Raw genomic sequence first — 13,698 nt, forward strand, 5'->3', positions numbered from 1 at the left:
CGAGTAGATTTGGGTCGGGCCAAACTAACCCATTGAAATAAGTAGTTTTATGCATGGAAAATGGCCAATTTCAGGGCTTGAAATGCTGTTTTTTTGGGCAATTTGTAATAAAAGGGTATAACATGGACAGCCTTATGAGCGAGTTGGTGAGTTATGATAGGAGGTCCGAAGACCTATACAAGGCAATTGCCGCAACAGTTGCGGCAATTGCTCAAATCTCTGCAAAGTCAATAAAGACGATGTTTTACGGGCTATCACTCTTCAAGCTTACTATCATTTTCCTCTGAGAATTGCCTGGATCAGGTCATCAAGGCGCTGCAGGAAGCGAGAGCTGTCCCGTTTTTTTCGGGGAGTTGAGCCGCCTGTCATTGTCCCCAGGTCACGCAGATACGTCATCAGATCTCTATGCGCAAGAGCTTCGCCAATGGATTCTTCAGTGAAGACTCGTCCGTTGGGATCGAGTACCCGAGCTCCTTTTTTGATACACCGCGAAACAAGAGGGACATCAGCCGACACCACTATATCCTTTTCGACAATGTGGTCTACAATCCAATCGTCTGCTGCGTCAAGGCTATCGGAAACTACCACAGTCTCAATCAATTCATCTTTCGGGATCTTCATTTTAAAATTTGAAACAAAGAAGATTTTCAACCCATAACGTTTGGCTACTTTAATTGATTCATTCTTTACAGGGGAGGCATCGGCATCAACATATATTGTAATCAAGGGATATCCTTTCGTTAGTAAATAATTTTGGTGATTTCAAGATGAACCACCTGATAAAAAAAGCGTTGAACAATAAATTGCCAAAATCCTATTCCTTTACATGTTTTTTGTCAACAAAGATTAGGCTTCCTTATAATTTTTGCGTATGGTTTTAAGAAGCCTGGGAGTACCCTATTCTTCGGCAATTTACTGATTTAGTTTGTTATTTTATGCAAAAAGCCCCATATTCCCCAACACAGTTGGCAACATGCGGGTAGGAGCTGTGAAAAAATGACTTATACCAATTCGCCTTCAATCATATAACTTCTTTAACTCCTCATCATTCTCATAGATGTGCAATAACACCTTTTACCATTCAATATTATATTCACAAAATACGGTGCCTTTTTTACGACTGATTCAAATGTCAAAGGCTTACCCTAATATTACATAAACTGTCGTGTTTATCCTACAGACATTGTCAAAGATATCCTACATACAAAATAAATAAAATGTATTACAGCGTTATATCTTTCTGATAAAGCCAATTCGGCGACGACGGGACGGGAAGCCACGGGTTTTTGATGGCAGATGGCCGGGTTGCTTTGTATTGGAAATAGGATGTGGGCTTTTTCCTCCATGAGAGATGTTGCTTTCTGTAAAGAGGGACCTTATCGGGGCTACATTCGTGGGAAGAGATTCCCAAAACCATTTTTAACCGTGGTGGCCAAGGCTGCCGCATAATTTAGGGTAAAAGGAGAAATCTCGTGAAAAAGACAATGGGTATTATGATATGTGCGGGTTTGCTGCTTTTAGGGACCGGGATGGCTTACGCCGATATAAAGACCGGTCTGATAGCTGACTATCAGTTTAACGGCAACGCCTTTGATACCGCAGGCAGTAATAACGGCACGGTTTATAATGCCGCCCTGACTGCTGACCGGTTCGGCAACGCCAATGGTGCTTACTACTTCAATGGTGGTTCCTCAATATCCGGAGGAGGATCATATATAGGACTTGACCATAATTTTAATTTCGTCAGCATGGGGGATTTAACCTTCTCGGCTTGGGTCAAACCTGCAGCTGACGGCGGCTTTATTTTCCATCAAGCCAACGGGGGTCAACTTTATCTGGCAAACGCGAGCATGACCGCCCATCTGGCCAATGGCGGCTGGTATTCGGCCGCAAACCCTGTCCCTTTCGCGCAAGATACATGGGTCAACCTCACCGGGGTCTATAAAGCCCGGAATCAAAACGAATTATGGGTAAATGGCAATCTTGTCGATACAATAAGTTTGGCTGACAGTAACCTGTTCGATGTCTATTGGAGTGATTATTTTTACGCTGGTTTTGGGGCTTATCGTGAATCATGGTATTCCGACAGTTTACAGGGTGCATTCACTGGAACCATCGATGATTTCCGGATATACAACCGCGCCCTGACACAGGGGGATATCCAAGAGTTAGCCGCCAACAACGTCCCACTTCCCGGAGCCGTCTGGCTCCTGGGATCCGGTCTCCTGGGGCTGGTTGCCAGAAGGAAACTTAAAAAAAGTTAACCATTATTAACTCCGAGGGGAAATACTTAGGAGAAATATAGGATGTCCCCTAAGTATTTCCCAATCCCTGAAAGAAGGATATCCTTTCAGGCGCAGACATTAACATCTCAAGCGTGTTCCCTTCACCTTCCAACTTCCGGAGAGAGTAAAACCCGCCAGTTTTAAGAACCTTATTTTTACCTTTCTGTACTACATAAAATACATTTATAAATAGTTTTCCATGCTTACATTCACAGTGAATGTAAAATTTACTCAATTATCCAAACTAAAGCCTGTATTGGTTTTACAGAAAATTCCTGTTTTGCACCAACTGTTGGTGCAATGTTGTAGACAATGTGTCTACAAAATCTAATTTTAAAAAATTATGACTGTTCATTTTGCTTCCCACCATCCGTTTAATGGAAATATTGAAGGATATTCCCCACCCTCTTTCTGGTAAAACAAAATCTGAAGTCTGAAACTCTCTCGGATAAAATGGTTCTCACTGTGAGAACCATTTCTTAAATCTCCGGAAAATCAATATAGACGGCGTATTGCGCGCTATGGCTGTTAAAATGGTTTTTTAAATTCAGGGGACCTGTCCTCAGGTGCTTTCCCGGTTCCAGGGACAGGAAACTAACCGATTTAAGGAACCTTCTTTTTTGCCTTTTGCACTCCAGAATAAACATTTTAAAATAAGTTTTCATACTTTCTTGCACGTTGCAAGAAAACTATACCTAATTGTCTAAATCATAGCCTGTATTGAATTTACGGAGATTTTAAATAAGTTAGCAACAGTTGCTAACAATGTTTCAGACACAGTGTCTGCAAAATTCCATTTTTGAAGGTTTATGACTTATTATTTTACTTTCCGCTATCTGTTTAATGGAAATATTGAAGGGCATCCCACGTCCCCTCCTAAACAAGTAACTTTATCTTCGGGTTCATGGTTTTAATCCGGTTTCATTTGTTGACTTCATCGCCCAGTAAAGTTCAACGGGAAGTCCGCTTTTTGGCTGATCCAATGGGACGAGTTGTTCGCTCTCCTATCTGTTTCTTGAGATTATCAATACTAATAGTCGGGGCATTTATTTCAGCTTCCTTGGCCTTTCTTAAACAGCGAAGGTCCTCGTAGTTATGGAGTTCTTCCTGGACTTTCAGGAATTCTTCATAGGGAATTATTGCATATTCTTTTTTCCCTTCCTTTTTTATGATTTGGGCATTTAGGGTAACCATTTTTTAGCCTCCATTTTATCGGTATGCTTCTCGGCGATGTCGAATGCGATAAATAATGATTGCATCTCCTTCGATTTCAAATAGAACTCTGTACTCCCCAACGCGTAATCTATATTCAGGTGTCGAATCGGTAAGTTGTTTCACGTCTCCACTTAGATTATCGCTCATTTCTTCAATTTTTGCAACGATCCGAGCCTGTGTCCTGGAAGGAACAGCCTTTATATCTTTGACCGCCCGCGGCTTGAACTCTATGCTATATTTCATCTTTCCTCATATGCGAAAACAAAAATCAGCTGCGGTTGCAAGACGTTCGCTATGCTTACCTGCTGGGCAAACATCAAGATTTTATATCCTCATCGTATTTCAACATTTCAAGGGCGTCCCCTTCGCCTTCCCAAGGGGGCGTGGAACGCTATTCACTAAACATCTTCTCTCTAAGCTCCTCACATGCTCCGTCTAAGCCAGGAAACATCGAACCCGCCGTAATTCCCATGTAGGCGAGTTCCTGCATGACACTATTCCGTTCCGAAGCTGGAATGTCAATAGCAGTAAGATAACTGGATTCTTTTTGGATTTCCTTTTCCCTTATATATGACTCAATATCATCGATGTTTGTTACGGTAGTGGCAGCTTGTTGGGGGATTAGTCTTTCGTTTTCAATTGCGAGGAACTCCATGACGGACAGATGAAGACCTGCAATGTTTAACATTACCAACTGGCCCCAGTGGCTTTTCCATTGCTCCTGGTTAAAAACATATACTCTTACAAATTCTTCGATTTTGTTGGTCTTGGGTAAACCCCTGAAAGCAAAGAACGCCGCCACGTATGGTGAGTAAGTCCAATCCAGTAATGGAGTTGGGTAGCCGTGATGTTGAACAAGATTCAGAAATGCTCCGTTCTCATTTGGTATTTCAAGATTGAAAACATGTGACGTTTTTGCGCTTAAGTGTCGATGTAATAGAGGAACGTCATTAGATAGAAAGCGAGAGAGATCATACCTGCCTTTTCTGTGAAAAGCTGTTCTTAGTTTCCAGGGCTTTCGTTGGCCCCGGAAAAGGTTTCTTTGGCCTAACATTGTGGAGACAAACGTCTTGTATTGCTCCCAAGTTCTGACATCTCCTTTGATGTCCGAGACGGTAGAAAATGTTTTCTTAACTATGTCGCTCTTTACAGTAGTACCCAGATTGGTTTTTGCCGTCAAGTGAAGTTCGTTTTCTTTGAAACAGATGTCTACAGTCGCTTCAGTGGAGTGATTAACGCCTGGATACAAGCTTTGAATCTCGGTCCAGGCAGTGGTTAAGCCAGTTCGAGGATCTATGGGAGCGGTAAAGGCTTTAAACGAGGTGTCGGTTTCTTTGTCAGGCGTCTCGAAGAATCCCGCAGAAGATGGCAAAGCCTTATTGTCGGGCAGCACAAACGCTACGCCCCCATACCTCTCTCCAAGGTCATCGATATTTGCAATAATATGACCCTCAATGTCTCCGCCTATCCTCCCTATCCATTGCCCCTTCAATGTTCACTCCTTACATGAGACATAATTATCGATATTACCAATGTTCAATTAATTATTCAATATAATTAATGAAATTAAAGAACTTTTCATATAATCTCCTAACCGGATAACGCTACAATTCAGATGATTATCAATAGATGGGCAACTCCGAATGATCATTATACCACCAGGATTATTAACTGGATTTGATTTTTTCGGAGACTCTGTAAATTCAACATCTCTATATAACGGTTTTAGCTGGTATGACGGTGTTTGCAAAGGGAACTATCGAGACATTCTTAATATGGTGAATATCTTTCAATACCAATTCTGATTCATTTATATAAAGACACCTGTCTTTTTATTGCCGAATTCACATATGCATGACAGAAGCTTATGTGAATTCGGCTTGGTGTGGGCAGCGGCATGGAAGAAATGTTTCAGATGTGGATGAGATGCAAGTCTTGCTGACCGGAAACTATACTTTATGTATGTTGGAGGGCGCAAGGCGCAGCAGATCGCCGCAGATGGACATTTCAATCATGCCGCTGACCTACTAAAGGGAAAACCAAGAAAAGACAAAATTATTGAGCTTTTATAAAATCCCACGGCAGCATTTCGTCGTTACCCCTTTCCCGCAAAGCATAAAAGTTCAGATTAATGGCGCTGTCCTTCATAATCCTGCTTAAGCTCACATTGTCTGCAAACTTCAGAATAACATCCTTCAATCTTCTGTCGCCCCTGGCAAGCACAGCCTGGATAAAGCTGTACTTCACGGACTCATGGGTAAAATATGTGTTGTCAACCTTGCCTAAAGCACTCTTTAACCGGTTTATCTTGTCTTTCAATTCATTCATATCATCCATGGGAAGCCGCTGAAAAGGGGTGGAAGGCTTCGGCACAAAGGGGCTTGCATGGACGGTAACGCTGCCGACAAAACCTCTCTTCGCCCCTTCTTTAACCATTACATGCTTCACGTGCTTAACAAGCTCCACAATACCGTCAACGTCTTCTGCTGTCTCACCAGGCAGGCCGATCATAAAATACAGTTTCAGATTGAAGGGCTTAATTTTAAGTATGGCGCTTAATTTATCGTAAATCTCCTGATCCGATAAAGGCTTACCGATAACAACCCTCAACCTTTCCGTGCCTGCCTCAATTCCGAAGGTCAACGTCTTAATCTCATCCTGCATAAGCTCTATAATTGAAAGCGGAATTTCATCAAGCCTCAGTGACGGAAAATGCACGCGCTTGCCTTCGCGCATAAGCGCGGCAGTGATTTCCTCAAGTTGAGGATGGAACGAAACTCCTCCTCCGATAATACCAACATCCTCTATATCGGTTTTGAGCGGGAGGATTTTATCACAGACAAAACGATAAGAGTTCCCCAAAAGGCAGAACGGGCATTTCGATGGACAGCCACGCGTTCCCTCCACAAGGAACATCCCGGAGAATTCAGTTTTATCGGCAATAATTGCTGATGTCCCGAGGGTTTTACCTTTGTATCTGTTTATCTTTACAGTAAAATCCTTTGGAGCAAAAGACCCGATTGTGCCGTCTTCCCGATATGAAACCTTTAGTCCTGCCGGATTATAGACCCAATCAAACCCGCTCAGCTCATCAATTACCTCGTCCCTGTCTTTGCCTATTGTTTCCCTGTACTTCTCCAGAAAATCCGGAACGGTTGACTCGATGTCACCCATGATAAAGAGGTCAACAAAACTGTGGATGGGTTCCGGATTTGAAATCACACAGATACCCCCGGCAACAATGATGGGATCATCTTTTTTTCTTTCTGCAGAATGCACGGGTATGGAAGAAAAACGTAGAATCTTCGGGATGTTTATAAAATCCATTTCAAAGGATATTGTGAAAAATATGCACTTAAAAGACTTGAGCGGCCTTCCGCTCTCTATTGATATGCATTCACCGTTTTCTTCGAGAAAGCACCTCTCGCAGACAACGTCATCATAACTATTCAGCGTTTTATACAGTATATGGGCGGCGAGATTGGACATGCCTATATAGTACGTGTTCGGAAATACCACGCACACAGGGATTTTGCCGCCCCATTTTTTTACTATTGTCCCGCTTTCAGATGCAAGAAACTCTTTGCGTCCTGCACCCTGCTTTTTCAATTGATTGGACAACACACGCCGCATGATTCATGCCAGGTGTTTAACAGACATAAGTACTCTACATTCTATACTGTCCACCATTCACTATTCACTCTGTTCACTGTTCACTATTCACTGTTCACTATTCACTGTCCACTAATTAATCTGCCTGTTTCCTCAAAAAAGTAGGAATATCGTACCTGTCGTCGTCAATATCAATCATATCGCTTTTCATCTTTATTTCTTTGTAGTCTATAGCAACTTTTTTCTTCATAAAGGGAGGCAGGTCTTCATTGTCAAAAAGCCTGCTTTTGTTGAGCATATCGCTTGTATCCTCGTCCACAACAACCTTTTCTTCAAAACCGGTGGCAATGACCGTTATCCTCATAGCACTTTCCATGGTCTCATCATAGACAAGTCCCCATATGATCTTTGCTTCATCATGAGACTGTTCCTGAATTAGTGAGGAGGCTTCATGTACCTCATGGAGAGTCATGTCTTTATTGCCTGTTACGTTTATCAATACCCCCCTTGCTCCGTGAATTGAAATATCTTCAAGAAGCGGGCTTGATATGGCTTTCTGGGCTGCATCCCTTGCCCTGTTTTCGCCTGAGGCTTCCCCGATGCCCATTATTGCCATCCCTCGTTCGCTCATAATAGTTTTAACATCCGCAAAATCTACAACTACATGGCCTGACCCTACAATCAAATCTGATATACTTCTTACAGCATTGAGGAGCACTTCGTCTGCCTTGAAAAAAGCCTCCATGATAGTCATGTGCTTGCCGCCGATAGACAGGAGTCTCTGATTAGGTATGGTAATGAGAGAATCAACCCTGGTTTTTAACTGGATTATCCCGTTTTCTGCCTGTCTCATCCTGTCTTTGCCTTCAAAGGCAAAAGGCTTTGTTGTAATTGCTACTGTTAAGGCGCCCAGTTCTTTTGAAATCTCCGCAATTACTGAAGATGCACCTGTTCCGGTTCCACCTCCAAGCCCGCATGTTATAAAGACCATATCAGCGCCCTTCAGGTGCTCGATAATTTTTTCCGTGTCTTCGAGCGCTGCCTTTCTGCCGACTTCCGGGTCAGCACCTGCACCGAGCCCCCTGGTTAATTTGCCTCCTATCTGTATCTTAACACCGGCTTTGCATGTGCTCAGGGACTTGACATCCGTATTGACTCCGATAAATTCAACACCTGGAACACCCGCGTCCACCATGTTGTTTAAAGCATTACATCCGCCTCCACCAACCCCTATAACCTTTAATTTTGCTGAAAAACCGTTATCCTCATCAATATAAAAGACTCTGCTCACAATAACACCTCCTTAGAAAATTTCTTTAAACCATTCCCTCATTTTATTGAGAAGATTATTACCATTTACTAATTTCATTAATGATTGCGTACCACCATACATTTTGCGCCTTTTTATATCAGAATGTTTGAACCCGTATACCAGAAGTCCAACTCCGGTTGCATATATAGGATTATTTACCACATCAACAAGACCGCCTACGCCCACAGGAAACCCCCTTCTTGTAGGGAGGTTGAAAATATTTTCAGCAAGTTCGGGAATGCCTTCAAGATTTGCACACCCTCCGGTAATTACAACACCCGAAGCAAGCAATTTTTCAAATCCTGATTTCTTAATCTCATCATAGATCATGGATGATATCTCTTCAACCCTCGGCTCGATTATGTCTGCCAGGGTTTTTCGCATAAGCGTTCTCGGTTTTCTACCGCCTACACTGGGAACTTCAATGGTTTCATTAGCGCCTATCATGTTCGAAAAAGCGCAGCCGTATTTCTTCTTTATCTTCTCTGCATCATCAACAGGTGTTCGTAATCCGATGGCAATGTCATTCGTAATACTATTCCCTCCAAAGGGCAGCACCGATGTATGTTTTATGCTTCCCGTTGAAAATACTGCAATATCACTTGTACCGCCTCCGATATCGACCAGAGCAACACCTATTTCTTTTTCTTCCGGTGTGAGTACCGCCTCTGATGAAGCAAGTTGTCCGAGTATGATACTGTCCACTGTGAGCCCTGCCATACGACAGCACTTTATGATATTCTGCGCAGAGGAGGAGCTGCCGGTAACAATATGTACCTTTACCTCAAGCCTGACCCCTGTAATCCCGAGGGGGTCACGTATTCCATCCTGGTCGTCTATGATAAATTCCTGGGGGATAACATGAAGAATTTCCCGGTCTGCCGGTATTGCAATTGCTTTTGCAGCATCAATCGCCCTTGCAATATCATCGGCTTTCACTTCCTTTTCTTTGATTGCAACAACGCCATTACTGTTGAAGCTCTTGATGTGAGCGCCCCCTATGCCTGCCATACAGTTGTTAATCTTTATGCCTGCCATTAATTCGGCTTCTTCTACAGCCTTTTTTATAGAAGTAATAGTGCTTTCCATATTCACAACAACGCCTTTTCTCAGGCCCGTAGAAGGGTAAGATCCTATGCCTACTATGTTTATCTTCTCCTCAGCTACTTTCCCCACAACAATGCATATCTTTGTGGTTCCAATATCAACTCCTACGAGAAGCTCTTCTTCTCTAACCATTTTTAGCCCTTCCTTTCCTGGATAATTCCACCCTTTTCAAATCTTGCATCTATACATTTAATCATGAGACCCCGTTTTTTTGCATCTTCGAGTATAGAAACAGCTCTCTTAAGTCTTTCCTTCTGGTCTTCCTTGCCGAGCACTATCTCTACCCCGTCTTCTGCACCAAAAACCGTCACGCTGCCTTCGTCATATGCAATTTCCGATATGGCATTTCTTTTTATAATTCCTTGCGTAATCCAGCTATTGGTTTCCCTGTACAGGCTCTTTACATCCGCCTTATCCCCGGCATTAATAACAAACATATTTTTTATATCGCCTTTCGTTAACCTTTTATATGGCTCTCCACATTCATCAAGCACACTGATAACACCATTCTTATCAACCCATAGAGCCGAGGGTATTTTTTCCTTCACGTCTATGATAATTGAAAAAGGGAAAACTCTTTTTATCCTTACTTCCTTTACAAACGGGTGCGACGTGATGATTTCTTTCATCTTTTGAATGTCTATTCTGAAAAGGTTTCCCCGAATGAAAGGGGATATCCTGCCCATAATATCTTCATCTCCTAATTGACTTGCCCCGTTTATTCTTATATTTTTTATGAAGAACAACGGTTCATCTTTTGAAAATATGTATATTGTCGTTAGCATGGATAAAATACATATTGGCACAAGAAAAAAGATGTACAGGGTTTTTTTCATGTTTTTAAAGAAGCCCCCTTTATAATTTCGTCAACAAGATCATCAAATGACCTGCCAAGATATTCCCATGCCTTCGGCACAAGGGAGGTTTCAGTCATGCCCGGAGAGGTATTGATATCTATTATGAGCGGGATACCTTCATCCACCATCATGTCAACCCTGGCACACCCTGAAAGCCCAAAAGCTTTATATACTGTCATCGCATAGTCCTGCGCTTTTTTTTCAACTTTTTTGCCGATCTTTGCAGGTATGATATATTCAGTCATCCCCTTGGTATATTTTGCCTCAAAATCATAAAATCCTTTTAATGGTTTTACCTGAATGACAGGCAGCACCTCATTATTAGCTATACCGACAGTTATTTCCTCCCCCTGTATATACTTTTCTATCAGAACTTTCTTATCATATTTCAGGGCATTTTTAATAGCCCCGTTTTTCTCTCCATTTTTTCTGACAATAGATATGCCGATTGTTGAGCCTTCGTTGGCCGGCTTTACAACAAAAGGTACGGGAAACCTGACTTTGTCTTTGGCATAGCAGACTTCATAGGCAGGAGTGGGCAGTCCCATTCTATCCAACAGCATCTTCATGATCGCCTTATCCATTGCAATAGCCGACCCGAGCACACCGGAACCGGTATAGGGTATACCCATCATTTCGAGGAGACCCTGAACTGTACCATCCTCGCCCCATCTACCGTGAAGGGCAATAAAGACAACCTGAACTTTATTTTTTTTCAAATTATCTACGATGTTATGCTCCGCATCTATCCCTACAGCGCTGTAACCGCTGCGTATAAGGCTTTGAAGAATTGCCTTTCCACTCTTCAGGGAAATCTCCCTTTCCGAGGATTTCCCTCCCATAAGAACCCCTATTTTTTTTTCTTTCATATCTCCCTTACCCATGGCTCCGGTTCACTATAAACGGTTTAAACTATTTCTTTTAATTTTCATTGAATCCCCACATTTCCACTTCTTCCTCCAATGTAACCCCCAGTTTTTCAAATACCTCTTTTTTTATTCTATCAATAAGAGCTTTTATGTCATGTGCTGTAGCATGGCCAAGATTCACAATAAAATTCGTATGTTTCTCAGAAACACAGGCATCACCGATCCTAAAGCCTCGCAGCCCTGCCTTTTCAACATACTGCCATGCAGGCTCTTTGTTCACACTCTTGAATACAGATCCGGATGAAGGGAATTCCATTGGGTGCCTCTTTTTTCTTTCAACAAAAACATATTCCATGTCTTCCAGTATCTTCTCTCTGTCCTTTGTTTTTAACTGGAAAACAGCATTTATCACGCACTCAGTATTTTTTACAGGCGATGACCTGTAGTTGAACGTAAGAGCCTTCTTATCAAGAGTTGTAATATTCCCCTTATCGTTCATTACGGTTACTCCCTCCAATACATCAGAGATGGATGCTCCGAAACTCCCGGCATTCATCTTGATTCCACCACCAACAGTGCCTGGTATCCAGTATAGCTTTTCAAGACCGGCAAGCCCACGCATGGCGCTATCTTTTATAAACCCTTTTAAAGAAGCTCCTCCGGAAACCTTTACAACTGCGCCTTTTTGATTCCTTTCGTACTGCATACACCGTATCTTTACTATCCTGATTATTGCCCCATTAAACCCCTTATCATGTACAATGACATTCGTTCCATTGCCTACAAACCTGTATTTGATTCCCTCTGCTCTCAAAATACGCATCGTCTTCAGCAGGTTAGTCTCATCTGCGGGATACACAAGGTATTTTACAGGACCACCCACTTTCATGGATGTATACCTCTTCATGGGCACATCCGTTAAAACAGTACCTTTTATTCCCCAATCTCTCAATCTCTCCCTGCCTTTTACCTTTCACTATTCACCGCGGGCAGGTTTAAAACCCGCCCCTACTGTTCACTATTCACTGTTCACTGCTTTTCCCCATTCCGCTTTCAGCCTGTCGCATATCTTATTGATATCACCTGCGCCGAGAGTAACAACGGTATCGCCGTCCTGCGCGAGCTCCAGAATCTTTTCAGCCGCATTTTCCTTCGTCTCGACAAAAAACACATTCTTGTGCCCGCTGGCACGTATATTTTCTGCAAAAAACATCCCGCTGATACCCTCTATTTTTTCTTCGGAAGCTGCATATATCTCAGTAACAATCAGGATATCCGCTTCATTAAATGATGTTATAAAATCATCCATCAATGCCTTTGTCCTTGTGTATCTGTGAGGCTGAAATGCAACGACAATTCTTCCTTTACACATCTTCTTTATTGCCGATAGCGTAGCTTTAACCTCTGTGGGGTGATGCCCGTAATCGTCAATAAGCTTTATGTTCCCATCCCACTTTACTTCGAGTCTCCTCTGGACGCCGGAAAATGTTTCCAGTGCTTCCGCTATTTTGGAAAAGGGAATATCAAGCTCTATGCCAACACCGCATGCGGCAAGTGCATTGACAACGTTATGGATGCCTGGCATGGCAAGGTTTATGACGCCCAGTTCATATCCTTTATAGATTACTCTGAAGTTTGTACCTGTTTCATTGTACGTAACACCATCTGCTCTAAGGTCTGCCTGTTTTGAAAGTCCATAGGTCATATACCTTCTCTTTAATTGAGGGATAAGAGTCTGGATATTCGCATTGTCAATGCATATGATGTCAAGCCCATAGAAAGGTACTTTATTGAGAAAGGTTAAGAATGCAGCCTTTATGTCATTGATATCCTTATAGAAATCAAGGTGCTCCAGATCTATGTTCGTTGTCACGGCAATTGTCGGAAAAAGAAGGAGAAATGTCCCGTCACTTTCATCTGCTTCTGCCACCAGGAATTTACTGCCGCCGAGTTTTGCATTACTGCCGAGACTGTTCAATTTACCGCCAATGACGCATGTCGGGTCCAAACCTGCACGTCCGAGGATCGTTGAGACTATTGAAGTTGTGGTTGTTTTACCGTGGGAACCTGCTACGGCAATACTATATTTCATCCTCATGAGCTCTGCAAGCATTTCCGCCCTCTGTATTACCGGGACAAAAATCTCTTTTGCCTTCTGTATCTCAGGGTTATCAGGCTTTACCGCCGACGAAATAACGACTACATCGGCATCCTCTACATTTTCTTTCTTATGGCCATAAAATATCTTTGCGCCAAGCTGCTCAAGCCTTTCGGTAGTATCGGTTTTCCTGATATCCGAACCTGTAACAGTAAAATCGAGATTTAACAGTACCTCTGCAATACCGCTCATCCCTATACCGCCGATGCCGACAAAATGTATTTTCTCTATCTTGTGAAGAACCATATTCAACCCCTGTCTTCAGTTATCTGTCTGTTCACGG

At 42.6% G+C, this 13,698-nt stretch carries 13 protein-coding genes; 2 read left to right on the forward strand and 11 right to left on the reverse strand.

The annotated features are described in order from the left end of the window. Positions 1-53: 53 nt before the first annotated feature. Positions 54-287, forward strand: coding sequence for a hypothetical protein (locus tag NT010_01290; protein MCX5804689.1), 234 nt, complete (start codon positions 54-56; stop codon positions 285-287). Here NT010_01290 and NT010_01295 read toward each other — a convergent pair. Further along, positions 274-726: a YaiI/YqxD family protein gene (locus NT010_01295; protein ID MCX5804690.1), complete on the reverse strand. Its 453-nt coding sequence runs from the start codon at positions 724-726 to the stop codon at positions 274-276. The genes NT010_01290 and NT010_01295 overlap by 14 nt on opposite strands. A gap of 746 nt (positions 727-1,472) precedes the next feature. Between NT010_01295 and NT010_01300 the strand changes: the two genes are divergently transcribed. After that, a complete protein-coding gene (locus NT010_01300; GenBank protein ID MCX5804691.1) occupies positions 1,473-2,264 on the forward strand; it encodes a LamG domain-containing protein in 792 nt (263 codons plus the stop codon). Between the two features lie 972 nt (positions 2,265-3,236). Here the strand turns inward: NT010_01300 and NT010_01305 are convergent. From NT010_01305 to murC, 10 genes are all read right to left on the reverse strand, one after another. Then, positions 3,237-3,479, reverse strand: coding sequence for a type II toxin-antitoxin system Phd/YefM family antitoxin (locus NT010_01305; GenBank protein MCX5804692.1), 243 nt, complete (start codon positions 3,477-3,479; stop codon positions 3,237-3,239). 15 nt (positions 3,480-3,494) lie between these two features. Next, on the reverse strand, positions 3,495-3,743 hold the full coding sequence (locus NT010_01310; GenBank protein ID MCX5804693.1) for a type II toxin-antitoxin system RelE/ParE family toxin: 249 nt from the start codon (positions 3,741-3,743) through the stop codon (positions 3,495-3,497). A gap of 148 nt (positions 3,744-3,891) precedes the next feature. After that, complete coding sequence (locus tag NT010_01315; protein ID MCX5804694.1) at positions 3,892-4,992, reverse strand: FRG domain-containing protein; 1,101 nt, start codon at positions 4,990-4,992, stop codon at positions 3,892-3,894. Between the two features lie 563 nt (positions 4,993-5,555). Beyond that, positions 5,556-7,133 carry a radical SAM protein gene (locus NT010_01320; GenBank protein ID MCX5804695.1) on the reverse strand — a complete coding sequence of 526 codons (1,578 nt, stop codon included), beginning with the start codon at positions 7,131-7,133 and terminating at the stop codon, positions 5,556-5,558. Positions 7,134-7,248: 115 nt separating this feature from the next. After that, positions 7,249-8,403: a cell division protein FtsZ gene (gene ftsZ / locus NT010_01325; GenBank protein ID MCX5804696.1), complete on the reverse strand. Its 1,155-nt coding sequence runs from the start codon at positions 8,401-8,403 to the stop codon at positions 7,249-7,251. Positions 8,404-8,415: 12 nt separating this feature from the next. Continuing rightward, a complete protein-coding gene (gene ftsA, locus NT010_01330) occupies positions 8,416-9,663 on the reverse strand; it encodes a cell division protein FtsA (protein MCX5804697.1) in 1,248 nt (415 codons plus the stop codon). A 2-nt stretch (positions 9,664-9,665) separates the two neighbouring features. After that, complete coding sequence (locus NT010_01335) at positions 9,666-10,367, reverse strand: FtsQ-type POTRA domain-containing protein (protein MCX5804698.1); 702 nt, start codon at positions 10,365-10,367, stop codon at positions 9,666-9,668. Continuing rightward, entirely contained in the window at positions 10,364-11,257 is an 894-nt protein-coding gene (locus NT010_01340) for a D-alanine--D-alanine ligase (GenBank protein ID MCX5804699.1), read from the reverse strand. The genes NT010_01335 and NT010_01340 overlap by 4 nt, the downstream gene beginning before the upstream one ends. A 52-nt stretch (positions 11,258-11,309) precedes the next feature. Beyond that, complete coding sequence (gene murB, locus NT010_01345) at positions 11,310-12,209, reverse strand: UDP-N-acetylmuramate dehydrogenase (protein ID MCX5804700.1); 900 nt, start codon at positions 12,207-12,209, stop codon at positions 11,310-11,312. Positions 12,210-12,275: 66 nt separating this feature from the next. After that, positions 12,276-13,661, reverse strand: coding sequence for a UDP-N-acetylmuramate--L-alanine ligase (murC, locus tag NT010_01350; GenBank protein MCX5804701.1), 1,386 nt, complete (start codon positions 13,659-13,661; stop codon positions 12,276-12,278). Between the last annotated feature and the right edge of the window lie 37 nt (positions 13,662-13,698).

This window comes from Pseudomonadota bacterium (assembly GCA_026388275.1).
Taxonomy (GTDB): Bacteria; Desulfobacterota; Syntrophorhabdia; order Syntrophorhabdales; family Syntrophorhabdaceae; genus JAPLKB01.

Coding starts and splice junctions, on each gene's coding strand:
- NT010_01290 (MCX5804689.1), top strand. CDS start 54: ATGGAAAATGGCCAATTTCAGGGCTTGAAATGCTGTTTTTTTGGGCAA.
- NT010_01305 (MCX5804692.1), bottom strand. CDS start 3,479: ATGGTTACCCTAAATGCCCAAATCATAAAAAAGGAAGGGAAAAAAGAA.
- NT010_01310 (MCX5804693.1), bottom strand. CDS start 3,743: ATGAAATATAGCATAGAGTTCAAGCCGCGGGCGGTCAAAGATATAAAG.
- NT010_01320 (MCX5804695.1), bottom strand. CDS start 7,133: ATGCGGCGTGTGTTGTCCAATCAATTGAAAAAGCAGGGTGCAGGACGC.
- ftsA (MCX5804697.1), bottom strand. CDS start 9,663: ATGGTTAGAGAAGAAGAGCTTCTCGTAGGAGTTGATATTGGAACCACA.
- NT010_01335 (MCX5804698.1), bottom strand. CDS start 10,367: ATGAAAAAAACCCTGTACATCTTTTTTCTTGTGCCAATATGTATTTTA.
- NT010_01340 (MCX5804699.1), bottom strand. CDS start 11,257: ATGAAAGAAAAAAAAATAGGGGTTCTTATGGGAGGGAAATCCTCGGAA.
- murC (MCX5804701.1), bottom strand. CDS start 13,661: ATGGTTCTTCACAAGATAGAGAAAATACATTTTGTCGGCATCGGCGGT.